We start from the raw sequence: 23,784 nt of genomic DNA, 5'->3' as shown, positions 1-23,784 counted from the left end.
TGAGGTACGAAACCCAACATTGAAAATTACCCAATGTTAAAAATTACCCAACATTGAAAATTCCCTAACATTGAAAATTCCCTAACATTGAAAATTACCCAACATTGAAAATTATTTGTTGGGTTTCACTTTGTTAAAACCAACCTACTCAGATTTTTCCCTACCTTTAAAAAACTCGGCTCTTTTTTGCCACCAACCTTGAAAAAACAAAGCCTGAGATTTTAAATCTAGCACTTCTGGCAATACAGAAATATCAAAGTTTTCAAATTCTTCAGCTAGTAACTTTTTGAATTTACTATTATCACTTTCTAAATGATAATGAGTACAACCATGACAAAGCCGAGCAAAAACTTGAGTCGGTGTAGAAGATAAAGTCTTTAAACTACGCATAACATTAGTATTATCTTCACTCATATTTTGAGCTTTAACTTGTGATTGGTGCATTAAAAATGCAATTCTGCCTAAAGTGTAAGCAGTATCAAATTGAGGATCGCCTGTGGGATATTTCATATTGTTTGTGGCTAAATAAAGTAATAAACCTTGCAGTCTGGGAAAATATCGAGATTGTTTAGATTTAGATGGAAAGTCATTAAACACCTTTTCTTTACATATCCGATCAATGATTCTGTAAGCATATTCATCCGGTAATGCTTCACCTAAAAAAGCAGCTTTAACTAAAGCAGTTGCTATCCTTTCTGTGTGTTCCTTACTAGGATTAAAAAAAGCACTATTACACAACATCCAAAGCGGACTAGGTGCTAAATTATTAAGTTGCTGACATTCGACAAACTGCTGAATAGAATCTTTGATTTTTTGGGTAGTAACTTCACTCCAACCACTAACGGAAATTCTCCCTTTATTACCTTTGAGAATCGCTAAATAAAATCTGCTAGATTTAATATCCTCCAAATTAAATTTTTTCGGACTATGGGGACTTGCAAAAATAGATTCAAAGGCAGGATTTTCCCATATTTCAGGATTAATACCTTCTCCGTCTTCTTCTCCCCAATAAACAAAAACCTGCTCTCCTAATTTATAACGATTGGTGTCACTATTAAGTAAAAAATCTAAAGTTTTATGAAATCTAACGGCACTTTCAAAACCAATGGGAGCGTTAATATTTCCATCCCATCCGTGAGATTGATAAGCACTTTTATCAAAACTACTAATAGCAGCACCAGCAGTAGCAGCACCGGGAACACCTTTAACCATCATGGGCATTTTTCGCCCCATTGTTAAAGTCTGTTCACCTGTTAATAAACAAACTCCATTAACGGTATCTTGTTTACTGCCATAATAATTAAACCACCATTTTTGAACTACGGAAATTTTGGTGATTTGTTTACCTTCAAATAAAAACACAAATCTATCCCGACACCAATCTGTATTAGCTGCTTGTGGATAAATTTCTGTTAACTGGGCTGTAATTTTTTCTACAGTGGTGTTAGTAACAAAATCATAAACTGCTTTAACTGCTTCGTGGTTAGTTTCTTGTAAACATCTTTCCAGAAGTTGTAAATACAGTTGATGCCGTTTTTCACCTCTATCACCAGCACCAAAAACATATTCTCCCCCATCATCAATTAATAATGGTTCATCACCATTACGCCGCAAATCTGGTACTAATATTTTTCTGCCAAATTTCGGTTTACCTTTGGTTGCTGCTGTTTCTAAAACTTGAAAACTACCTAAAGGTAAATTAATTTGCCAATGACACAGACATTCACTAAATCCTATGGGTGTGAGTTGATTATCCTGTTCTAAAGCAATTCCTAATTGATTTAATTCTTGCAACATAACCGCCCATCTCGCATTATAAAGTGAGCAAATTCTGTAACTACATTTCCTTTGACAAAACCTTGAGCAGTACGCCAAGAAACTGTACCTTTTTGATCAGGTATAAAGTGCATTTTTTTAGGCATTAAACCTAAATCTATTTCCCCCTTTAACTCTGGTGCTGCTTGATCTTCTTCTGAAGGAACACCAAAATGGGCTATATATTCTCGACATCCAAAATAGGGTTGTTTAAAACATTGCCCTTTTTCAATTCTCCGCTTTATTTGTGCTGCATATTTATTAGATAAATCTTCTTCTGTTTGTAAGTCAAAATTGAAATCAACAATGTAGGCCACATCATGCAATATGACATGATTTCTCTGAGCGCGATCGCCCACAGCAGTGTAACTCCCTATACCATCACTCTTCATCCAATCTTTAGCATTTCTATAGCTTTGTTTGGACTGCACCATGTTACGCTGGATGCTAAATGTATTAATTGGCTTTAGTACCGTGATGTGATTAATCTTGTACTTAATTTCTGGTTTCCAGAAAATAGACTCTAATACACCTACAGCCGCCGTAAAGGGCATTACCCTGTAACTGTGCGGTTCAGCTTTAAACTCCGGCCTTGTGAATAATGCCCATTCACCAAATAGCTTGACTTGCATATAACATAATGAGACTAGCTAATATTCTGAACTAAATTTATGTATAACACAAGACTAGCCATTTTGTAAATAGTCTCATGTAACATCATGAAACCTATAAACTCAGGAAAGGCATATCACAAAATGAAATACTTAGCAAGAATTACTACAGATTGTAAAGAACAACTACTAGCAGCACATTTACAGAATGTTGCACAAATGTCTGTAAACGCTGTACCACAAGAATTTGCAGCATTAGCCAAATATGCTGGTTTATGGCATGATTTGGGTAAATATCAGCAAAAATGGCAGGAATACTTAAAAAATAACGGTAAGCGGGTTGTACATTCTCCCCACGGTGCTGTTTTAGCTTTACAAATGTCTAAAAAAGAACCGCCAGCAATAGCTTATATCATCGCTGGCCATCATTCTGGTTTACCAGAAAGATTGAGATTAAGAGGTAGTGAGTATAAACAATTAGCAGCAGGTTTAGAGGAATGTTTAGAAATAGCTAGACAGGAAATAACTGATTTTATACCGCAAGAATTACCAGATATTAATTTACCTAAATTGCGGCGAGAATTTGCCATTAGAATGTTATTTTCTGTCTTAGTTGATAATGACAGATTAGACGCTCGCAAATTTGAAAATATTGAAAATAAAGGTGAAAGCTCCATATATGTACAAGATTTGGAGCTTTCTGCATATAACAAAACGAGTTTCAATCCTCATTCCTTGTTTCCACAATCAGCAAATGCGATTAGTGAAGCTAGAAATGTCTTTGCCCAACATTGTATCAACAAAAGTGAATTACCCAAAGGAATTTTTAGATTAACAGGACCCTGTGGAATTGGTAAAACCATTGCTAGTGCGAGATTTGCCTATTTGCACAGTCAAAAACATCAAATGTCAGGAATAGTTTATGTCGGACCATTGAAAAGTATTATTGAACAAACTGCTGCCGTTTATCGGCAATTATTTGGAGAAAATGCAGTATTAGAACATCATTCAGGATATGAACCAAAATTAGAAGAAACCAAAGATTATAAATTGAATACCGACAGATGGGATAAACCCGTAATTGTCACCAGTGGAGTGCAATTTTATGAAAGTTTATTTGCTAATCATCCTACAAAATGCCGAAAATTACAAGGTTTAATTAACAAGGTAATTTTATTAGATGAATCTCAATCTATACCTAGTGATTTAGTCCGGCCAATATTAAATGTTTTGCATACATTAGTCACAGATTGGGGATGTACAATAGTTTTAATGAGTGCTACCCAACCAGCATTTCATAACCTTTATGAAGATGATTTAACCGATGTTGCTGATATTATCCCTGAAGCTGAAACTAAGAAAATATTTCAACAACTTAACCGTGTTAATTATCAATATATTGCTGATATTTGGGAATGGAAAAATTTAGTTGATAGCATTAAATCATCTAAATTAAATCAAGGCTTAATTATTGTTAATACCAAAAAATTAGCCAGGGAAGGATATGAAATATTATCTGCCAAATTTCCCGATCATTGTTTTCATCTTAGTTCTATGATGTGTCCTGATCATCGTTCTCAAGTTTTGGACAAAGTGCGAAAATTATTAAAAGCTGAACAACCTTGTTTTTTAATTAGTACCCAAGTGATAGAAGCTGGTGTTGATGTGGATTTTCCCATAGTATACCGTCAACTTGCACCTTTAGATTCTATCATTCAAGCAGCAGGAAGATGTAACAGAGAAGGAAAGCAGGATCAAGGTAATGTAATCATTTTTAATATGTCATCTTCCAACCCACCGGGATATAAAGACGGAATAAGTATTACTAAAAAAATCTTAGAAAAATATGATATAAATGATGATATTTTATCTTTGATAAAGATTTACTTTAGTGATTTATTGAATCAGAATCATGATGGAGGTGTGGATATTCAAAAATTAAGAGAAAAGTATGATTTCCCTGAAGTTGCTAAAGCGGTGAAAGTAATTGATAATGAACATCAAATGGCGGTAGTAGTTAAATGGGGAGACAGTGAAAAATTAATTGCAGAAATGGAAAATAAAGAATATATTACAGAAACAGATTGGCGCAGATTGCAAAAGTTTACTGTGAATATTCCTAAGAACGATCAATATACAAATTATACTCAAATTGGTAAAATAGATGTTTGGATGGGAGATTACCAAGAAACGGGAATTAGGGTTTGTTGAGAAAGTCTTTTTGTGGGGATAAGGAATAGGGAATAGGTAAAGAATTTGCTCCCATCTTCCCAGTCCCCAATCCCCTCTACTGATGAATCTGCGTTGCTTTGAGCATATGATAGGTAATAATTAACTGTGTCAATGCTAGGGGGTAACTTTGTAATGTTTCCCCAGTTGTACCAGCGATTTTACCAAGTTCAGGATTGATTTCGCGATCGCAAATATTCTTTAAATAAGGCATATCATTACACATAATATGCTCTATCTTATTCACCTGATCCAAGGTAGCGTGTCCATCAACTTCCAACACATCCACCGGTTTACCCATATCCCTACCTAGTCCCAAACGCACCGCTGATTCAGAATCATCATTATCTGGGTGAATAATCTGAGTAAAATCAGGATGGGGAATAGTTGGACGTAACACCAACCGCACATTTAAATGTCCATTGTTTTCATCCTCATTTTCACTAGGAGGATAAAAACTCACCACAATATCAGACCATTGACGTTGGGGACGAATAAACGCTTCTGAGTCTGGTTCCCGTTTTTCCAACTCTGCTAATACTTGTTCTTCAGTATAACCGCGTTTTTCTGTATCTCGTTTAACCTTCCATTTTGCCCGTAGTGATTCAGGAGGAGCAAGATAAACCTTAACATCATAAGCATCACGAGCAGCACGGGTAGAATAACCAAGTAAACCTTCAATAATTACAAATTTATTGGGTTTAATATACTTTGGCGGTTCAAAAGTCCCCGTTTTGTGGCTATAAACAGGTTTGAGAATAGCTTGTCCTGTACGTAACAGCGATAAATGCTGTTGCATAATATCTAAATGATTGCAGTCAGGATGCAGGGCTGTAATACCGATTTCCGCCCGTTGTTTACGATCATAACGGTGGTAATCATCGGTACAGATGAGTGTAACATTCTCCGGTCCAAGTACCTGAGCAATACCCCTAGTCAGAGTAGTTTTTCCCGCTGCGCTATCACCAACAATACCAAGAATGATTGGACGACTCATCTTACCCCCTTGAAATACAAGCTGGTTACTTAATAATGTTTCTGGAGAACATTTTTAGTTAGTTTATTCATTCTAGTGGCAAATTAGTTGAAAAATTCCAGCTTTCCCTTTTCTCGCAACATCTCTCAACATAATCCGGCTCATATCCTGATTCAAAAATTTTAAAATTAGCATTTATGCCTAAAAATTACATCTGATATGATAAAATTGATAAGGAAGAAATATGTTAAATTCAATAAAAAATATTGAATATACAGATATATTAGTTCAATAAATTTAGCATCACAGTAATGGCAAAACAAACCATAGGCTTAGAACAAAACCTGTATGATTATTTACTTTCTGTTTCTGTACGTGAACCAGAAATTTTAACCCAACTACGTCAAGAAACCGCCCAGCTACCAATGGCCATAATGCAAATTTCCCCAGAACAGGGACAATTTATGGCACTGTTGGTTAAATTACTAGGAGCAAAAAAAACATTAGATATAGGAGTATTTACAGGTTATAGTTCCTTAGTAGTGGCGTTGGCTTTACCAGCAGATGGTAAAATTATTGCCTGTGATGTGAGTGAAGAATATACCAACATAGCGAGACGATATTGGGAAAAAGCAAGAGTAGCAGATAAAATTGACTTGCATATTGCTCCAGCTTTAGAAACTTTGGATAACTTGTTAGCAGCAGGAGAAGCAGAAACTTTTGATTTTGCCTTTATTGACGCTGATAAAGGAAACTATGAAAATTATTATGAGCGATCGCTGCAATTAATTCGACCCGGTGGACTAATTGCCGTTGATAATGTTTTATGGTCTGGGAAAGTAGCAGATCCAGAAATACAAGATAATCAAACTAAAAAAATTCGCGCTTTCAATCAAAAATTATATCAAGATTCAAGAATTACCCTAAGTCTAGTTCCCATTGCTGATGGTTTGACATTAGCGAGGAAAAATTGAAAGATTGGTGATTAGTGACTGGGCATTGGGCATGGGGCATTGGGCATTGGGCATTGGGTTATGAATCTTCCCCTACTTCCCCTACCTCCCCTGCCTTCTGCCTTCTGACTCCTAGAACTCCTGACTCCTTGATCTCCTGTCACCTAGTTAGCTTGCAACGGAGCATTTAAAGCTTTTTCAATGCGATCGCGGGTTTCCAGCAAATGCGCTCTTGTATACTCATCATCAGACCTCACCCGTTTAAGTTGCTGATCTAATTGTTTTAGCTTATACCATGCTAAAGTGCGAGCATCTTCTGGTACATCTACTTTCCGTAATACCATTGCTGTTAAAAAATTGACATATTGCCGTTGTAAACCCCGTCGGAAACTAGAAATTTCTAATTTTCCTTTTGGTTGTAAAACCTCCGTCCAAATTCCTGTTTGCAAAGTATTAAATAATTCAGGAATAGTCAGTGCTTCAACGGGTTTGCTTTTGAGTTCAATATCCTTGATGCGAGTCAGGCGATCGCCAGAAAGTAAATCACTCAAAACAGCACTCTGTACAAACAACACCAAATCATGAACCGGGAAATCTAAACGCCCCGTGACAGGTGTACTTCCCCAGTGATACCAACGAGAAGGTGCTAATTTATTCAGTAGTTCCGGTGAAAATTTCAGCGCCTCCTCATCAAAAACATACTCTTGCAAAGTTTCTAATGCCTGTCTTTGTTTTTCCACAGGAACAGCTACAAATGGTAATCTGTCTTTATTGTCAACTGGATTAACTCTGTAAAAAGACTGACCACCAATGTATTTAATAGTATAACTTAATTGCTGTAAATAATTGCCAAAAATGGTACTAAACTGATCAGTTAAATCGCTGTAACTGTCACCATACATTAAATACCCCTGATTTAAACGATCCCACATCACACGGGAATTATCCAACTGCCAGCGAGAATAAACTAGCACATTCCGGCTATTATCCCAAGGTGCAGATGTAGGATCAATTTCCGATGTATCTTCATCAGGAGAATAACTCAACTCTGGGTTTTCTGATAATTTCGCTATTTCTGCCAAAAATGATTTTTCTGCAATGGTACTTTTTGCCCCAGAAGGAGTATAACCATACTGTATTGCCCAAATATCATAACTTCCCACTTTATCAGGAAAATAATCTCCCTGAACTGTACCACGAGGGGCAATATTAGGAGGAATATAATCCATAACCGAAGCAGTTAAACCCTTAGTGCTAGTAATTTCTCGATTATTCATCTCCTCTGGTGGTAAAAGATGACTACCGCGAAAATTATGACGCAAACCTAAAGTATGGCCGACTTCATGGGCAATAATTAAACGTAAATATTGATGAATATAATCTTGCATCTGATCCCGACTAGGAACAGTATTTGCTAATAGTGACATAGCCAAAGCACCAAAAGCAAATTGATTAGCAGATTCTATCCCATAGCATAAATCATACTCTCCCGCTAGTTTAGATAAATTGCCAATTAGCCCTTTATTTTTTTGATCATTTTTACCACAAAGAAGGCGATTTTGCATCAATGCAGATAAAGAAGTTGGCGTTTGTGTTTGTTTTTGTGTTTGCTTGGGTAGAATAATTTGCCGATATTCATTTTTTAAAGCCCTAACAAAACTAGCATCTACCAGAATATCAGCATCTAAAATTTCTCCCGTCAAAGGATTAACACGAGATGGACCAAGGGCAAAATAACCATCTACCGTATTAATCCAGCGAATTGTATTATACCTAATATCAGCCGCATCCCATGTAGCATTATCTGGCATTTGTTTAACTTCAATCGCATCCTTAAAACCCGCTTTCAAAAAAGCTTGATTCCACATCAAAACCCCTTCTCTAATGGCATCACGATATTCCAAAGGAACAGCGTTATCAATCCAGAAAACTATCGGTTTTTTAGGAGGAGAAATTTCCGCTTTAGGGTCTTGTTTTTCTAAGTTCCAGCGATTAATATAACGGACAAAATTATCATGACGATCATCTCTAGATAAATCTTGATATGCAGTGAGAAAATATCCCACACGCTCATCTGCTAAACGCGGTTGATAATTATTATTAGGCAGTTGAGAAATACTATAGTGCAGCTTGAGAGTAAAGCCACGACTATCAGCCAGTACACTCAGATTTCCGCCAGCGCCTGTAAAATTTAAAATTGATTGCACTTCTAGATTATGGGGAAAAACTTTAGCATTACCAAAATAGGCTTGTTCTGGACTTGCTGATAATTCTAAACTTGCAGATAATCCTGCTAAATCTGTTAAGAGTAAATCACCTAAATCAATGAGTATTGTTTTCCGTTGGGGATGAATACTTTTAATCGGCAAATTATACAAAACGGAATCACTAAAAGAACGGCGCAAAGAACGAGCTTGGGGATCTCCTTCACGAGTCCGAAAATTCACATTCCGCACCACAAATTGCAAACTATTATCTATGCGTTGGAAATAAAATAGAAAATCTTGCAACGGTAAACCACTATAAACTCCTTTTTCGCCAATACCAGATTCCAAAGTAGCTGTAGCTAAGAAGTTTTTATGAAGTTGTTCTGGTTGAATTTCTAAATAGATTTTATTATTTTCTTTGTGGCGATAAAGAGTAAATATACCCTCTAATTTTTGAGTGTCTTTGACAACATCATCAAATTCTTCTAAATCCTCATTTTTAGATGGTTTAGTGCTATCTCCAGGTTTTTTAGTTGGTTTATTGGCATTTTTAGCAAGTTGTAAAAATGGTTGTTGTCTGGCTTGTTTTGGATCTTGCACCACCCACATAAAAGGTTGTTTTTGTACCTGTTTATTTTGATTAATTACCCATAGTTTCGATGCTGGTAAAGTTATTTGATCTGAAGTTGGCAGATTTTCCTTTGCTTTTGTCTCTAATGACTCGGCGTAAGCAGTTCCCATACCTAAAAATAAACTATGTAACACAACTATATAAAAAGTTAATTTTTTCATTCTACATCCCTAATAACTATTGATTCTTGTGAAAACAACAAGGCTGAAACTAAGCTAACACGCTCAGAGATTTTCTCTAGGATGATTAACCATTACTACAGTATAAAATTAAAAAATTGTCAAATATAGCAATCCTGAACAAAAATCAATAAATGAAATTCCTGCAAAATCAAAGATTTGAAGGTATTGGGAATATTAACATAAAGAAATATTAGGTTGGCAAGGCAAAAGGCAAAAGGCAAAAGGCAAGAGGAAAGAGACTTTTGGGAATTTTACATTTTGTAACATACCTCGGTTTTTTTGTGCCAACTTACTTAGTTAGGACATCCATTAATCATGAAACTCCTGCTACAAAAGGGTTTTACTCCTGACTCCTGACTCCTGCTACAAAATTGTTAAGATTCTCTTAAAACATATCCTACACCCCGCACCGTTTGAATCAGGCGTTTTTTTCCTTCATCTTCAATTTTCAAGCGTAGGTAGCGAATGTATACTTCAATCACATTTGACTCACCCATAAAATCATAACCCCAGACATTTTCCAATATTTGATCACGGGTTAATACTTCACGGGGATGTTCCATAAAAAACTTTAATAGTTCAAATTCCTTCATGGTTAAGTCGATAGCTCTACCGTTATAGATAGCGCGACGGATGCCAATATCTAGCACCAAATCTCCAAAACGCAACTGTTCATTAGTATCGACATCAGGTTTGAGATATAAACGAATCAGCTTTAAAAAATCCTCTGAGCGATAGGGTTTAAGAATATAATCATCAGCACCAGCTTCTAGACAAGCGACACGATCATCAACTGTATCTCTGGCCATTAAAATTAAAACAGGGGAACGATGGCCGATAGTACGGAGATTTTTGCACAAAGAAAGTCCAGATTCTCCCGTCAGCATCCGATCTACAACAATTAAAGCCGGTTGCAAATCGCGGCATTTTTGCAAACCACTGGCTGCATCATGAGCCATAACAGCATCATAGCCGGCTTCTTGCAAATCAAAAGCTAATTGATTAGCTAAACTATCATCGGGTTCAATCACCAGAACACAGGCACTGTGAGAAAAGGTCATATAAATTGGTAATGGGTAATGGGTAATTGGTAATGGGTAATGGGTAATTGGTAAAAACCTTGTTTCATCCCATATTACCTATTACGTTGTGCCATAAATTTCACTCCCAATACAATTGCCTCAATGCCGATTCTGGAAGAAAACCAGTATTGACCACTGACAACTGACAACTAACTGCTGAAAATTATGGCAACTCTACAGAACTTGGTTTAGCAATATGTGGTAGTCCCCAACCTAATTTTTCCCGTAAAACGCGGAAAAACTCTGGTGATTGTAAGCGAATAAACCTAGCTTTATATTGCGATCGCTCTAAATATACCCGATCATCTGGAAATACATAACACCCACCATTACCATCTACCACCATCACCATCCGGGGTACATTGACTGGATAGATGTTCACAGGTTCATTGTTAGGAAATACTAAAGCCCTCGAAGCCAGAGAATGGGGACAAATTGGTACTAGCTGCAACACAGGTACACCGGGAATAATCACAGGTCCACCAGCACTTAATGAATAAGCAGTTGAACCCGTAGGAGTAGAAACAATTACACCATCGGCTGCAATATCCACTGTTGCATGATGACCAATTTGAATTTCAAAATGGCACATCGAAGTTAATGGTTCTCGATGCAACACCATTTCATTTAAACATAAGGCTTCCCATAAAACAGTTTCCCCCCGTAGCACTTTGACATTGAGCATGGTTCGTTCTTCGATTTCATACTCACCTGCCATTACCTGTTCTATGGCTTGGGGAAGTTGGTTAAGGTACGCTTCTGTCAAAAATCCCATGTGACCAGTATTCACAGTTAACAATGGTATGCCACAGGCGGCAACTTGGCGGGAAGCTGCTAAAACAGTTCCATCTCCTCCTAATACCACTGCAAACTCCATACTGGAATCAAAACCGGGAGGTGTGAGAGCTTCCACTGGTGTGTGGCATACAGGACTATCAGGATTTGAGTAGCCCAATATACCACCGATGCTGGCTGTCACACACACATCCCAACCAGTTGCGGTTAACTGGTCTTTGAGTTCGATAGCGGTTCTAGTTGCTATCGGTTTAACGTCGTTGTAGATAATGCCAGCTTTCGGCACATTCAAATATCCAAGTAGGCTATGCTTTTTCTTTAGTAATGGTTACATATTTTGGGATATTGTAATCAACATCTGGGATTTTATTGACTATTAGCTTTTGATGACTGTTTAAAAGGCGTTTTTTTATCTTTTTTCTTTTTGCTTTTGGTTTTCTCGTAGTCTAGCTCTTTCAGCTTTTTCATAATCCGGCTGAAATACTCTTGCAAGTAAGTTTCTACTGTGGCTGTCTGTTGTTGTTCTAAACCAAATACTGTATATACTTCTTCCATTGGCGCATTTAAGGGCTTACCACTGGCTAAAACTTCGGAAAAAGCCAATCTATCAGCTACATTCCATCCCCACTGGAAAAACCGCAGTAAGCTTTTAACACCACGCAGTAAGCCTATAGGCATCCGTGTTACTCTGGCATCTTTTCCTGATAAACGTTCACAAATATTTATTATTTCCTCTGCACTCCAAGCACGAGTACCAACAACGGGGAAAGTTTGTTTTTGGGTTTCTGGTACACTCAAAGCCCGAATCGCAAATTTAGCAATATCTTGAGTATCCATATAAGCCACGGGGGAAGACTCACCTGTCACCCACACCGGCTGATTTTCCAAAATGGGGATGCCATATTGACCGATTAAGCCTTGCATAAACCCAGCTAATCTTAAAATAGTGTAATTTAAGCCAGATTCAGCTAAAAATAATTCTGTACATCGCTTGATTTCCATTAGCGGTACATTGGGATATTTATCAGCATCAAGAATAGAGAAAAAGATAAAACGCTCTACACCAGCAGCTTTGGCGGCTTGAATTAATGCTACCTTACCTTCCCAATCTACCTGTTTAATTGTTAATGAATCTGTAGCGCGAGATGTGGAAGCATCAATGACTTCGTTTACACCTTCTAATGCTCCTACTAGGGTTTCGGGATCACACAAGTTGCCTTTCACCAGTTCTGCACCCCATTCTTTGAGAAATGCAGCTTTTTTGGTACTGCGAACTAAGCACCGTACTTTGTACCCCTCGTCAATAGCACGACGAGCTACTTGTCTTCCTAATGTGCCAGTAGCACCGACAATCAATAATGTCATGAGGGTCGTTATATATTTTAATGTTTTATGATAAAAATCTTAACAGAGTTTAGTTATAGAAATAAAAGTTTACATTTTTTTCAGAAGAGAGGGAACAGGGAACAGGGAACAGGGAACAGGGAAGGTGGAGGAAGTAGGGGAAGTAGGGGAAGATTAATAACCCAATGCCCCATGCCCCATGCCCCATGCCCCATGCCCCATGCTTATTCTTCAGCGCCTTGAATTTTCAGCAATAAAGCGCCGAGTCCCCAACCTACGAAGATTAAGCCGAAAGACAACATAGCTGCATTTAAGATTTCGCCGCCCATTTGCTGTGTTTCTCCTTTGTGAAGTGAATGGTTTGTAGATGTTTACGGTTTATGAGACTGCTTAACTTAACTTGATCTGCTATATAAAACCTAGACAAAGCTAGACTTTACTTTCTACTTCAACGGGAGCATGGGAGCGGTTATCCCTCTGTAGACCTTCACGCTGTAGCCCAACGCGATTGTGTTCCAATTAAGTTTCTGAAAAAGACTACCACCATCATTGCTTGGTTTTCGCGTCGGCAATAGTCTCAATTCAATACTTGATATCACCGTATTATATATCAAGTAGTTGATTTTTTCCGGAAAATATATTGATTTTTGTCAATATAAGTATAGTTTTGTCTATGAAATTGTCAACTTAGGACAAGCTCTCAAATCTCATTTTTGCTAGTCTGGCAAATAAGGTAAACCAGGTCTTCAACTGCCTTTGGGTTTAGACCTTTGTAAATAATTCTAAAATAGTTTAGCAACTAATTGAAATCGGGACTGGGTAGCTTCCAGGTAAGAAAGCTATTTTCCCAATCACCAATCAACAATCACCAATCACCAATCACCAATGACTAATCAATGTCCACGTTTAGCAATCACACTAGGAGATCCCGCAGGAATTGGCTCAGAAGTAATTTTAAAGGCTTTGGCTGATTCAGAAGTGAGCCAAAACTGTGATGTTGCCGTCGTGGGTAGTCGGGATTTACTCACTAAAACTTATAAAAATTTGACAGCTAATACTGATAATTTACTAGCTTTGGTAAATCCAGAGGAGTTAAATGTCATTGATATTGATATTGATGTGCCAAACTCAGGTGAAATTATTACCGGGGTGGGTAATGCTGCTAGTGGTGCAGCGAGTTTTGCTTATATGGAATATGCGATCGCTCAAACTTTAGCGGGTGATTTTGATGGTATTGTCACAGCACCTATCGCTAAATCAGCTTGGAAAGCTGCTGGTTTTGATTATCCGGGACAAACCGAACTTTTAGCCGAGAAAGCAGGTGTAGAACGTTTTGGAATGTTGTTTGTCGGGCGATCGCCTTTTACTGGTTGGACTTTGCGGGCTTTACTTGCTACCACACATATTCCTTTATGTCAAGTATCCCAAGCTTTAACACCGCAATTATTAACAAAAAAATTAGATTTATTAGCAGAATGTTTACAAAGAGATTTTGGGATTAAAAATGGGAAAATTGCGATCGCTGGTTTAAATCCCCACAGTGGAGAAATGGGACAATTAGGAACAGAAGAAATAGATTGGTTAATCCCTTGGTTAAAAGCAGAACAACAAAAAAGACCGCATTTACAACTAGAAGGACCCATACCACCAGATACAATGTGGGTTAAACCAGGTCAAGCTTGGTATAGTGATTCTAATGTTAAAAACATTGCGGATGCTTATTTAGCACTTTATCATGATCAAGGTTTAATTCCGGTAAAATTAATGGCTTTTGATCGGGCGGTAAATACTACTATTGGTTTACCGTTTGTGAGAACTTCCCCAGATCATGGAACTGCGTTTGATATTGCCGGAAAAGGTATTGCTGATGCAACCAGTATGAAAGCAGCGATTCAGTTAGCGGTGGAGTTGGTGAAGCAAAGGCAAAGTTTACCTCACGCAGAGGCGCAGAGACGCGGAGAGGAAAAGGATGTCTAAAAGCACTAGCTACCATGAAAAACTAATCCAAGACTTAAAAGATCCACTGGAAGCAGCAGCTTATATTGAAGTTGTTTTAGAAGAAGGCGATCCTAAAATGTTAAATAAGGCACTTAAAAATATAATTGAAGCTCAAGGTGGAATTGAGAAACTATCAACACCTATACAGCAATGTTATGAGAACCTAGCCCAGAAATTATCTGAGCAAGGAGAAATTGAATTTTATAGTTTAAGTACCTTATTGGATGCTTTGGGATTACATTTAGCAGTATCCGTTAAATCTGCTTAATTTTCGATTACTATTCCCTATTCCCGATGCTTAATTTCACAATTACCGGAAAATGATCAGAAGGCCAAACACGTTGCCATTGTTTATTTTCAATGATTACCTGTTCGATGTGAAAACGGCGATCGCCATAAATAGTATCTCTAGCATCCACAGGTTCACCAGTAAAATCATGAAAAGTTTTTTGTTCTGCTAACGGCAGATTTGCTAAAGTATCTTGCATTCTATAATTATCAGCTAAAATTATTCTTTCTAAAGTTCTGGAATGGGCGTTAAAATCTCCAGTTAAGATTACATAATCTTCAGCAGGAAATTCCATTAAACGCAGACTCAGCAAACCTGCACCCAACTCTCTAGCTTTAGCAATTTCATGATCTAAATGAGTATTAACAATAGTTAGGGAAATACCAGGATTACCAAATGTAAAATTAGCCCAAGTTGCCATGCGTGGTAAACGAGTTGCCCAAGTAATACTACCAGGAATTTCTGGAGTATCACTGAGGTAAAAATCTTGAGTTTGTTGCAGTTTTAAAAGTTCAGGTTTATAGAAAATTGCACAGTGTTCATCTTCTCCCGTACCAGAGCGATCGCCCCCAACAAATTTATATTCTGGTAAAAGTGCTTGTAAATCTTTCAGTTGATGGGGTTTACCTTCCTGTGTACCCACTAAATCTGGTTGATAATGTTGAATAACAGAAGCGATCGCACCTACACGCTTTTCCCACTGACGTACCCCCGGATCTGGTTTATCGCAGCGGAGGTTAAAAGTCATAACTGTGATTTTCATTACTTTCTTTAATGGCATCTATATTCTTAATAATATATAGTATATGGTCAGTTTAGATTTTATAGTTCTAGAATAACTTAATTAGCACAAATTTCACAAATCCAAAATCGTAAGCATTCAGCCGTCAGCCATCAGCAGTCAGCAAGAAATAAGAAAAGCATCAATAATAGCATTTAAATTACTCTCATTAACACTGGTGGAATTTGAGAAAACGGGAGCATCCTGGTGATTAACTCAGGCTCTCTTTAGAGAACAGGGTAAGAGGTTGTCTTAAAAGTTTTTGGCGAATATAATTCGCTACTACACAAGCAAAGTCCACTAGTGGACTAACGAAAAATTGAGGTTTTCAAACCTGCGAAGGCAGGTTTTGTCTGTGTAGATGTGATTTCTAATCACTCAATTTAGACTTTTCAAACATCCTCTTAGAGCATGAGTATGATATTTTTGAGTAGTCAATTCAGGTAAATGAACTAAATAACATTGATCTTGATCACTCCATTGAATAATCATACTATAACGTAAACTCATTTTTATAACTCCTAAAAAACCACCTTTCTTAATCAAAAAAAACCTCTTACCTCTGTGTCCTCTGCGCCTCTGCGGTTGGTTAAAAAAAATAAAATAACCGTATTCAAGCACGAAAATTATACAATAAAATTTATATTTTCCCCAAAATTTACAGACAGTAAATAACTAAATATTTACCATAGCTCTAATTTTATGGCATAACTAATAAATAGTAATGATGCTTTTTGCAGAACTGACCAACTAATTAAAATTGATTTTGTAAACACTCATGTCATCAACTCCCCAGTATCTTAGCGGTAACGATATTCGCGCTTTATTCCTTGACTTCTATTCCCAACGGGGACACCAACCGCTTCCTAGTGCATCCCTCGTACCGGAAGATCCCACCGTACTGCTAACTATAGCGGGGATGCTACCATTTAAACCCATATTTTTAGGACAGCGCACACCGGAATTTAAACGCGCTACAACTTCTCAAAAGTGTATCCGTACCAATGATATCGAAAATGTGGGACGGACAAAACGCCACCATACATTTTTTGAGATGTTGGGTAATTTTAGCTTTGGTGATTATTTTAAAGAACAAGCGATCGCCTGGGGTTGGGAAATTTCTACCCAAGTTTTTGGTTTACCTCCTGAAAGTTTAGTAGTTAGCGTTTTTGAAGAAGACGACGAAGCATTTAACATCTGGAAAGATAAAATTGGAGTTTCAGAAAAACGCATTAAACGCATGGGAGAAGATGATAATTTCTGGGTTTCTGGTCCCACTGGTCCTTGCGGTCCGTGTTCAGAAATTTATTATGATTTTCACCCAGAATTAGGAGATGATCATATTGATTTAGAAGATGATACCCGATTTATCGAGTTTTATAACTTGGTATTTATGCAATATAATCGGGACGCAGAAGGAAATCTCACCCCATTACAAAATAAGAACATTGACACCGGAATGGGTTTAGAGAGAATGGCGCAAATTCTCCAAAAAGTTCCTAACAATTATGAAACAGATTTGATTTTCCCCATAGTAGAAACTGCGACGAAAATTGCTAAAATTGATTATCATCAAAGTGATGAAAATACCAAAGTTTCCTTAAAAGTCATTGGTGATCATGTTCGTTCTGTTGTACACATGATCGCCGATCAAATTCGTGCTTCTAATGTTGGTAGAGGTTACATTTTACGGCGTTTAATTCGTCGCGTTGTCAGACATGGAAGATTAATTGGAATTTCTGGGGAATTTATTAACCAAGTTGCAGAAACCGCAATTTCTCTTTCTGAAAATGTTTATCCCAGTTTGCGACAAAGGGAAGCATCTATTAAAGCAGAGTTAGCAAGAGAAGAAGCTAATTTCTTGAAAACTTTAGAAAGAGGTGAAAAGCTCTTAGCGGAAATTATCCAAGAAGTAAAACAAAAAGGTTTAACTTCTATTAGTGGTGAAAGTGCATTTACCTTATATGATACCTACGGTTTCCCATTAGAACTAACTCAAGAAATTGCCGAAGAACAGAATTTAACTGTTGATGTAGATGGTTTTAATGCAGAAATGCAAAAACAGGTAGAACGTGCAAAAGCAGCACACGAAACCATTGATTTAACAGTCCAAGGTTCTTTAGATAAACTTGCAGAACATATCCACTCTACCGAATTTTTAGGATATACTCAATTAGCAACCACAGCAAAAATTGAAGTATTGTTAGTTAATGGTATTTCCCAAGAAGAAGCAGAAGCAGGAACAGAAGTACAAATTGTCCTGGATAAAACCCCATTTTATGCGGAATCAGGTGGACAAATCGGAGATAAAGGTTATATTTCTGGTGATGGAATTTTAATCAGAATTGAAGATGTGAAAAAAGAATCTGATTTCTTTATTCACTTTGGAAAAATAGAACGTGGTACAATTAGGGTCGCTGATCAAATTACCGCCCAAATTGATACCGCTTGTCGTCGTCGCGCTCAAGCTAATCATACAGCAACCCATTTATTACAAGCTGCTTTAAAGAAAGTAGTTGATGAAAGCATTTCCCAAGCAGGATCATTAGTTTCTTTTGATAGCTTGCGGTTTGATTTTAACTGTCCTCGCGCTTTAACTGCGGATGAAGTTCAGCAAGTTGAAGAATTAGTAAATAGTTGGATTTCTGAAGCGCATTCAGCCAAAATCGAAGTATTACCTTTAGCAGAAGCAAAAGCTAGAGGTGCGGTGGCAATGTTTGGTGAAAAATACGGTGATGAAGTACGAGTAATTGATTTCCCCGGTGTTTCAATGGAGTTATGCGGGGGAACTCATGTTAGTAATACTGCGGAAATTGGCGTTTTCAAAATCATATCTGAAGCGGGAGTTTCTTCAGGAGTGAGAAGAATAGAAGCGGTGTCTGGTGCATCGGTTTTAGATTATTTGAACGTGCGAGATCAAGTTACCAAAGATTTGTGTTTCCGTTTTAAAATCAAACCGGAAGAAATACCCGACAGAATCACAACTTTACAAACCGAACTCCGCAACAGTGAAAAAACAATTCAAACCCTAAAATCACAACTTGCAATAGTTAAATCTGACAGTTTATTAACAACTGCGGAAACACTGGGAGAACATAAAATTATTGTTTCTCAACTGGAAGATGTGGATGCAGAATCATTAAAAGATGCAGCAGAAAGATTACTGCAAAAAATCGGTAATGGTGCTGTGGTTTTAGGTTCTATTCCTGAAGAGGGGAAAGTAAGTATTGTTGCTGCTTTTAGTTCGGAAGTGAATAAAAAAGGAATACAAGCAGGTAAATTTGTAGGTGCTGTAGCTAAAATTTGTGGTGGTGGTGGTGGTGGAAAACCCAATCTCGCGCAAGCTGGGGGAAGGGATGCAAGTAAGTTACCAGAAGCTTTGGAAACTGCAAAAAATGATTTGTTAGCAGGGTTGAAATAGGATTTAGATCAATATTTATATCCCGGACTTCTTTAAGAAGTCCGGGATCTGGATTTTAGATCATCACTGCAACTTGACCTACTTTTGTAGAAGGTTTGGGTATAGGTTTGCCATCTTCTTTCAATACTTCCAAATATAATTCTATAGCTTCTTTAATTAGTTCTTCTGTTTCTTGTAGAGTATCACCACAGGCAACACATCCGGGTAAATCTGGAACATAAGCAGAATAATTACTACCGGCCCATTCATAGACTACTGCATAATTTTTCATTATTTGTCCTCCAGTTGTGCTTGGGAAAAAATACTCTTTCGAGTCCCTTCCGCTAAGTCTTTACTAAGTTTACCCGCTAATACCACGATACCCGATTTAATTTGATGTTTGAGGATACGATGACTACCTCTAATACGATCTATATACCAACCATCTTCTTCCAGGATTTTGAGAACTTCTTTAACCTTCATTGTTTACTATCATAGCGTGATTAGTGATTTGATAAGTTAAGCGTAAAAGCACCAAGACATTAAGTATAATATATTCAGTCCACAGAATCGCAAATGTTAGTTATTTATTAAGTTAGTTTAAGGAGTTGTATGATTTATAATAAATATAGAGCTAATTTTGAAGCTTATATGTGTATCCAGGAAAATATAAAAAGAGATACAACACTTATTAAACTGTACAAAGAAGGTAGGAGGGATTTTTCTGATTATAAAGGTTATAAAATAAGAAGTACAGCACTTTGCGTAACGTTTAGGTACAAAAACATAAGACAGAATTATTACATCAAGCTAGAAAATAGGATATGAACTGTACTAGATAGACGTGCAAAGTGCTGTATCAAAGAAACACAAACAGGAAAAAGAGAAATCGAAGAAGGATATGCAGAATTATGTAATCAAGACCTGAGAGAAATTATATTAAGTGGTTCAAATTTAAGTTGTGCAAATTTGAAAAATGTGAATTTGGAAAAAGCAATAATAAAAACTGCAACCCTTTTTAAAATAAATCTCCAAGATGGTAATCTTATTGCTGCTGATTTAAGTGGTTCAAATTTATCTTCTGCATATTTAGAAAATGCTAACCTTAGTGATGCAATCCTGAGAGGTACGAATTTTAAAGGTGCAAAATTACAAAATACTAATCTATCTGGTGCTGATTTAAGTGGTTCAGATTTATCTTCTGCATATTTAGAAAATGCTAACCTTAGTGGTGCAATCCTGAGAGGTACAAATCTTAAAGGTGCAAAATTACAAAATACTAATCTATCTGGTGCTGATTTAACAGATGCTTGTTTAGATCATACTCTTTTAAAAGATATAATTATTGATAATAATACCAAAATTAATCCAAAATATTATTTAATTTGGGAAATTACTAATAAAGAAGTAGAAAATAGAAATCTCTCTGGACAAGATTTAAGAAGAGCTAACTTATCAGGATTAAATTTGACAAAAGCTATATTAAAAGATACAAACTTAGCTCAAGCTAACTTAGAAAATACCAAATTGCAAAGAGCTATTTTAACAGGAGCTATTTTAACAGAAGCTAACTTAACAAGAGCAAAATTAACAGGTGCAAATCTGAGGGGAGCAGAATTGACAAAATCCACCATTATAAATGCTAATTTTGCAAAAGCTAATTTTGGCAACACTGATTTAAGTCAAACCAACACTAAACTCACCAATGTTAGCACTTTAAACGGAGCATATTATAATGATGAAACTAAATTTCCTGAAGGATTTGATCCTAAAATTAAAAAAATGATTTGGTCAAATTATCAAGATCCTCAATGGATAAAGGATTTATTAAATAATAAAGTAGAACCACAAAAATATCCACCATCACGAGAAGGACAAGAAAAATTTAAAGAAGAACTAACAAAAAAATATGGTCATAGATGTTTAATTAGTGGCTGTGAAATTAAAGAAATTATTGAAGCAGCACATATTATTCCTTATAGCAAAATCGAATCTCATGATGTTGCTAATGGCTTACTTTTGAGAGTAGATTTGCATAGACTTTTTGATGCACACCTCATAGCTATTCACCCAACAACGAGAGAAGTATTAATATCTGAACAAATAGCGAAAGACTATCAAGATATTAGAGGAATAGAAATAGTAAGTTGTCTAACTGGTGAAGATGCTACTAAACAACAGGACGCGCTAAGATATCATGGTGAACAATGTAATTGGATAGATAAACAACTTCTGGAATAAGTCAGGGATCTGATATAATAAACTTGGTCATTATTTCTCTATTATCTTGATAAACCATGCTAAAAAGTGTAAAAATAGAGAACTTTCGCTGCTTCAAATCTTTTGAACTTCAGCAATTAGGTAGAATTAACTTACTGGTTGGTGAAAATAATAGCGGTAAAACTTCTATATTAGAAGCTATTCAAATTTTTTGCTCACGTTGTGATTTAGAAATACTGCGTGAAAGAATGAATAACCGCAGTGAATATTTTTATGATGATGAACTGAGGAGAGAAGGTGAAATTGGAAGAGATGGAGAACTTGATATTCGTCACTTGTTTTATGGTCACGAAATTGAACCAGGAAGTCAATTATCTATTATAGATCATAACCAAAATCAACTGACTTTATCCATAGAATTATCTCCTAGTGATGAAAAAATACCAGATGAACTACAAGAACTTCAATTTAGAGTTTCTTGGACTCCTGAATTAGCAGATGAAACTTTCATATTACCTTTATCATCTAATGGTGGACTTCCTGTATTTCATATACGTAAATTTCGTACAAATGCTAAAAACCCACGACCAAAAACATTATTTATTACATCATCATCTTTAAAAACAGATCAAATGATAGAGTTATTTAATCAAGTGGTACTAACACCTGATGAAAAAATTATTGAACAAGCACTGAATAAAATAGATTCAAACATTCAACGTATTGCTGCGGTTAATCCTCAAAGATTAAGATATTCGCCATATTCACGCAGTGGTTTTGTTGTACTTCTTAGTGATAAAAAACAGCGTGTACCTATTGGCAGTATGGGAGATGGAATTTGGCGAATTTTAGGACTCGCATTAGCTATAGTATCAGCTAAAGATGGTTATTTATTTGTAGATGAAATTGACACTGGACTCCATTTTACTGCAATGTCCGATATGTGGAAAATGATTTGGGATACAGCGAAAAAATTAAATGTCCAAGTTTTTGCAACTACACATAATAGTGATTGTTGGAAAAGTTTAGCTGATATTGCAGAACAAGAAAATGTCACTGATGATGGTATTAGGATTCATAGAATTGAGAAAGGTAAATCAAAAAGTATAGTTTTCAATGAATCTCAAATGGTCATTGCTGCGGAAAGAGAACTGGAGGTACGTTAGCAATGGCAAAAAATGATAAACCCAAAAAATTATTAGTTGAAGGTCAAGATGATTTACGAGTGATACCAGAATTAATTGAAAAGAATGGGATTTTTTGGGGTAATAATAAAGAAGAAGCAATTATATCAATTCAAGAATGTGGAGGTTATGAAAATATTACTTATGATCTCATATATACAGAATTGCAAACTAGAGGACGCACACATTTAGGTTTAATGGTAGATGCTGATGATGATGCGTTTTTACGTTGGCAAAGTATCAGAAATGCTTGTTTACCAAATATTCCTCATCTTCCTGAAGCTATACCAGAAAATGGGTTAATTATTAATACACCAGATAATCAAAAATTTGGTGTTTGGATTATGCCAAATAATATCATAGAAGGAATGTTAGAAACATTTTTAGGTTATATGATTCCTGAACAGGGAGAACATCTTTGGGAATATGCACAGGAAGTAGTCAGAGAAGCAAAAAATAAAGGTGCAACATTTAAAGAATCTTATATTGATAAAGCAGAAATTTACACTTGGTTAGCATGGCAAAATGAACCAGGTAGACAAATACATCAAGCTATCAAATATAATATTTTAAATCCCAACAATCCTAAAGTGCAGGGGTTTATTAATTGGTTTAAAGAGTTATATGATTTGTGATCAAAAAGATCCCCAACTAATTTAATCAGTCAGGGATCTAAAAATACATATTTAAAAGTAAGTGAAAATTAAGATTCCTGTTCAGGAGGACGATTTTGTAAAATATCAAGAATCCGCCGATTTTCAGTTTGCAAACCCCGCACATCCATCTGTATTTCTCTAATCTCAGACTGCATTTGCACCATATCAGAACGCATATCTCTAATTTCTGCAATCACCATTTCAAAATTACGCTGAATCGTATCAAAATTACGCTGATAAACAGCCGTAGTTTCCAATAAAGCACTTACCGCTAACCGCATATCAATAAGCTGATTTTCCATTTTATCCATCCTTGCTTTATCTTCATTACTCATATTTTGAAAACTTCACAACCTGGTAAACTATGATCTTCATTATAACGGAATGTGATATAATTATTTTCTAATTAGTTTTCTAGTGGGAGTGCAAAT

General features: G+C 36.3%; 21 protein-coding genes. 8 read left to right on the top strand and 13 right to left on the bottom strand.

Translation table 11 applies throughout. From position 1 onward, the window contains the following. Positions 1 to 144 precede the first annotated feature (144 nt). Both K2F26_RS01670 and cas5c read right to left on the bottom strand, forming a co-directional pair. The gene (locus tag K2F26_RS01670; RefSeq protein WP_220610109.1) at positions 145 to 1,797 is read right to left on the bottom strand and encodes a type I-C CRISPR-associated protein Cas8c/Csd1; all 1,653 of its coding nucleotides are present in this window, start codon (positions 1,795 to 1,797) and stop codon (positions 145 to 147) included. Then, on the bottom strand, positions 1,782 to 2,447 hold the full coding sequence (gene cas5c, locus K2F26_RS01665; protein ID WP_220610108.1) for a type I-C CRISPR-associated protein Cas5c: 666 nt from the start codon (positions 2,445 to 2,447) through the stop codon (positions 1,782 to 1,784). Before cas5c ends, K2F26_RS01670 begins: the two co-directional genes overlap by 16 nt. Before the next feature lie 123 nt (positions 2,448 to 2,570). On the opposite strand from cas5c, the gene cas3 reads away from it, so the two are divergent. Further along, positions 2,571 to 4,637, top strand: coding sequence for a CRISPR-associated helicase Cas3' (gene cas3 / locus K2F26_RS01660; protein WP_220610107.1), 2,067 nt, complete (start codon positions 2,571 to 2,573; stop codon positions 4,635 to 4,637). A gap of 76 nt (positions 4,638 to 4,713) precedes the next feature. Here the strand turns inward: cas3 and K2F26_RS01655 are convergent, their stop codons facing one another. Beyond that, complete coding sequence (locus tag K2F26_RS01655) at positions 4,714 to 5,652, bottom strand: phosphoribulokinase (RefSeq protein WP_220610106.1); 939 nt, start codon at positions 5,650 to 5,652, stop codon at positions 4,714 to 4,716. A gap of 290 nt (positions 5,653 to 5,942) precedes the next feature. Here K2F26_RS01655 and K2F26_RS01650 point away from each other — a divergent pair, with 290 nt between their 5' ends. Then, positions 5,943 to 6,605, top strand: coding sequence for a class I SAM-dependent methyltransferase (locus tag K2F26_RS01650; RefSeq protein WP_220610105.1), 663 nt, complete (start codon positions 5,943 to 5,945; stop codon positions 6,603 to 6,605). A gap of 143 nt (positions 6,606 to 6,748) precedes the next feature. On the opposite strand, the gene K2F26_RS01645 is transcribed toward K2F26_RS01650, so the two are convergent. The 5 genes from K2F26_RS01645 to petM all read right to left on the bottom strand — a co-directional run bounded on the left by K2F26_RS01645 (position 6,749) and on the right by petM (position 13,154). Continuing rightward, positions 6,749 to 9,583, bottom strand: a complete 2,835-nt coding sequence (locus K2F26_RS01645; protein ID WP_220610104.1) for a zinc-dependent metalloprotease — start codon at positions 9,581 to 9,583, stop codon at positions 6,749 to 6,751. Between the two features lie 395 nt (positions 9,584 to 9,978). Then, positions 9,979 to 10,665 carry a response regulator transcription factor NblR gene (gene nblR, locus K2F26_RS01640; protein WP_220610103.1) on the bottom strand — a complete coding sequence of 229 codons (687 nt, stop codon included), beginning with the start codon at positions 10,663 to 10,665 and terminating at the stop codon, positions 9,979 to 9,981. Between the two features lie 184 nt (positions 10,666 to 10,849). After that, complete coding sequence (locus K2F26_RS01635; protein ID WP_220610102.1) at positions 10,850 to 11,767, bottom strand: NAD(+) kinase; 918 nt, start codon at positions 11,765 to 11,767, stop codon at positions 10,850 to 10,852. Between the two features lie 80 nt (positions 11,768 to 11,847). Then, positions 11,848 to 12,846, bottom strand: a complete 999-nt coding sequence (locus K2F26_RS01630; RefSeq protein WP_220610101.1) for an SDR family oxidoreductase — start codon at positions 12,844 to 12,846, stop codon at positions 11,848 to 11,850. Between the two features lie 203 nt (positions 12,847 to 13,049). Beyond that, entirely contained in the window at positions 13,050 to 13,154 is a 105-nt protein-coding gene (gene petM / locus K2F26_RS01625) for a cytochrome b6-f complex subunit PetM (protein WP_096567167.1), read from the bottom strand. A gap of 556 nt (positions 13,155 to 13,710) precedes the next feature. Between petM and pdxA the strand changes: the two genes are divergently transcribed. Both pdxA and K2F26_RS01615 read left to right on the top strand, forming a co-directional pair. Next, positions 13,711 to 14,802 carry a 4-hydroxythreonine-4-phosphate dehydrogenase PdxA gene (gene pdxA, locus K2F26_RS01620; protein ID WP_220610100.1) on the top strand — a complete coding sequence of 364 codons (1,092 nt, stop codon included), beginning with the start codon at positions 13,711 to 13,713 and terminating at the stop codon, positions 14,800 to 14,802. Further along, the gene (locus K2F26_RS01615) at positions 14,795 to 15,091 is read left to right on the top strand and encodes a helix-turn-helix domain-containing transcriptional regulator (RefSeq protein WP_220610099.1); all 297 of its coding nucleotides are present in this window, start codon (positions 14,795 to 14,797) and stop codon (positions 15,089 to 15,091) included. The genes pdxA and K2F26_RS01615 overlap by 8 nt, the downstream gene beginning before the upstream one ends. 10 nt (positions 15,092 to 15,101) lie before the next feature. Here K2F26_RS01615 and K2F26_RS01610 read toward each other — a convergent pair whose 3' ends face one another. Together K2F26_RS01610 and K2F26_RS25095 are read right to left on the bottom strand one after the other, a co-directional pair. Continuing rightward, entirely contained in the window at positions 15,102 to 15,893 is a 792-nt protein-coding gene (locus K2F26_RS01610) for an endonuclease/exonuclease/phosphatase family protein (protein WP_246605498.1), read from the bottom strand. A gap of 378 nt (positions 15,894 to 16,271) precedes the next feature. Next, entirely contained in the window at positions 16,272 to 16,403 is a 132-nt protein-coding gene (locus K2F26_RS25095; RefSeq protein ID WP_302850036.1) for a hypothetical protein, read from the bottom strand. A 268-nt stretch (positions 16,404 to 16,671) separates the two neighbouring features. Here K2F26_RS25095 and alaS point away from each other — a divergent pair, with 268 nt between their 5' ends. Next, positions 16,672 to 19,314, top strand: a complete 2,643-nt coding sequence (gene alaS / locus K2F26_RS01605) for an alanine--tRNA ligase (protein ID WP_220610098.1) — start codon at positions 16,672 to 16,674, stop codon at positions 19,312 to 19,314. Between the two features lie 55 nt (positions 19,315 to 19,369). On the opposite strand, the gene K2F26_RS01600 is transcribed toward alaS, so the two are convergent. Together K2F26_RS01600 and K2F26_RS01595 are read right to left on the bottom strand one after the other, a co-directional pair. Further along, positions 19,370 to 19,585, bottom strand: a complete 216-nt coding sequence (locus tag K2F26_RS01600) for a type II toxin-antitoxin system HicB family antitoxin (protein WP_220610097.1) — start codon at positions 19,583 to 19,585, stop codon at positions 19,370 to 19,372. After that, positions 19,585 to 19,776 (bottom strand): type II toxin-antitoxin system HicA family toxin, encoded by a 192-nt coding sequence (locus K2F26_RS01595; protein WP_148766281.1) that lies wholly within the window; start codon positions 19,774 to 19,776, stop codon positions 19,585 to 19,587. Before K2F26_RS01595 ends, K2F26_RS01600 begins: the two co-directional genes overlap by 1 nt. A 375-nt stretch (positions 19,777 to 20,151) precedes the next feature. Between K2F26_RS01595 and K2F26_RS01590 the strand changes: the two genes are divergently transcribed. The 3 genes from K2F26_RS01590 to K2F26_RS01580 are packed head-to-tail and all read left to right on the top strand — an operon-like array spanning position 20,152 to position 23,332. Continuing rightward, the gene (locus K2F26_RS01590; protein WP_367890354.1) at positions 20,152 to 21,534 is read left to right on the top strand and encodes a pentapeptide repeat-containing protein; all 1,383 of its coding nucleotides are present in this window, start codon (positions 20,152 to 20,154) and stop codon (positions 21,532 to 21,534) included. Positions 21,535 to 21,590: 56 nt separating this feature from the next. After that, the gene (locus K2F26_RS01585; RefSeq protein WP_220610095.1) at positions 21,591 to 22,679 is read left to right on the top strand and encodes an AAA family ATPase; all 1,089 of its coding nucleotides are present in this window, start codon (positions 21,591 to 21,593) and stop codon (positions 22,677 to 22,679) included. Between the two features lie 2 nt (positions 22,680 to 22,681). Beyond that, the gene (locus K2F26_RS01580; RefSeq protein WP_220610094.1) at positions 22,682 to 23,332 is read left to right on the top strand and encodes a DUF3226 domain-containing protein; all 651 of its coding nucleotides are present in this window, start codon (positions 22,682 to 22,684) and stop codon (positions 23,330 to 23,332) included. Positions 23,333 to 23,400: 68 nt separating this feature from the next. Here the strand turns inward: K2F26_RS01580 and K2F26_RS01575 are convergent, their stop codons facing one another. Continuing rightward, on the bottom strand, positions 23,401 to 23,688 hold the full coding sequence (locus tag K2F26_RS01575) for a hypothetical protein (RefSeq protein WP_194052320.1): 288 nt from the start codon (positions 23,686 to 23,688) through the stop codon (positions 23,401 to 23,403). Positions 23,689 to 23,784 lie beyond the last annotated feature (96 nt).

The organism is Sphaerospermopsis torques-reginae ITEP-024, assembly GCF_019598945.1.
In the GTDB taxonomy this organism is placed as follows: Bacteria; Cyanobacteriota; Cyanobacteriia; order Cyanobacteriales; family Nostocaceae; genus Sphaerospermopsis.
Note: the sequence above shows the minus strand (reverse complement) of the source record. Positions and strands in the feature narration are given on the sequence as shown.

Coding starts and splice junctions, on each gene's coding strand:
- K2F26_RS01670 (WP_220610109.1), bottom strand. CDS start 1,797: ATGTTGCAAGAATTAAATCAATTAGGAATTGCTTTAGAACAGGATAAT.
- cas5c (WP_220610108.1), bottom strand. CDS start 2,447: ATGCAAGTCAAGCTATTTGGTGAATGGGCATTATTCACAAGGCCGGAG.
- cas3 (WP_220610107.1), top strand. CDS start 2,571: ATGAAATACTTAGCAAGAATTACTACAGATTGTAAAGAACAACTACTA.
- K2F26_RS01655 (WP_220610106.1), bottom strand. CDS start 5,652: ATGAGTCGTCCAATCATTCTTGGTATTGTTGGTGATAGCGCAGCGGGA.
- K2F26_RS01650 (WP_220610105.1), top strand. CDS start 5,943: ATGGCAAAACAAACCATAGGCTTAGAACAAAACCTGTATGATTATTTA.
- K2F26_RS01645 (WP_220610104.1), bottom strand. CDS start 9,583: ATGAAAAAATTAACTTTTTATATAGTTGTGTTACATAGTTTATTTTTA.
- nblR (WP_220610103.1), bottom strand. CDS start 10,665: ATGACCTTTTCTCACAGTGCCTGTGTTCTGGTGATTGAACCCGATGAT.
- K2F26_RS01630 (WP_220610101.1), bottom strand. CDS start 12,846: ATGACATTATTGATTGTCGGTGCTACTGGCACATTAGGAAGACAAGTA.
- petM (WP_096567167.1), bottom strand. CDS start 13,154: ATGGGCGGCGAAATCTTAAATGCAGCTATGTTGTCTTTCGGCTTAATC.
- pdxA (WP_220610100.1), top strand. CDS start 13,711: ATGACTAATCAATGTCCACGTTTAGCAATCACACTAGGAGATCCCGCA.
- K2F26_RS01615 (WP_220610099.1), top strand. CDS start 14,795: ATGTCTAAAAGCACTAGCTACCATGAAAAACTAATCCAAGACTTAAAA.
- K2F26_RS01610 (WP_246605498.1), bottom strand. CDS start 15,893: ATGCCATTAAAGAAAGTAATGAAAATCACAGTTATGACTTTTAACCTC.
- K2F26_RS25095 (WP_302850036.1), bottom strand. CDS start 16,403: ATGAGTTTACGTTATAGTATGATTATTCAATGGAGTGATCAAGATCAA.
- alaS (WP_220610098.1), top strand. CDS start 16,672: ATGTCATCAACTCCCCAGTATCTTAGCGGTAACGATATTCGCGCTTTA.
- K2F26_RS01600 (WP_220610097.1), bottom strand. CDS start 19,585: ATGAAAAATTATGCAGTAGTCTATGAATGGGCCGGTAGTAATTATTCT.
- K2F26_RS01595 (WP_148766281.1), bottom strand. CDS start 19,776: ATGAAGGTTAAAGAAGTTCTCAAAATCCTGGAAGAAGATGGTTGGTAT.
- K2F26_RS01585 (WP_220610095.1), top strand. CDS start 21,591: ATGCTAAAAAGTGTAAAAATAGAGAACTTTCGCTGCTTCAAATCTTTT.
- K2F26_RS01580 (WP_220610094.1), top strand. CDS start 22,682: ATGGCAAAAAATGATAAACCCAAAAAATTATTAGTTGAAGGTCAAGAT.
- K2F26_RS01575 (WP_194052320.1), bottom strand. CDS start 23,688: ATGAGTAATGAAGATAAAGCAAGGATGGATAAAATGGAAAATCAGCTT.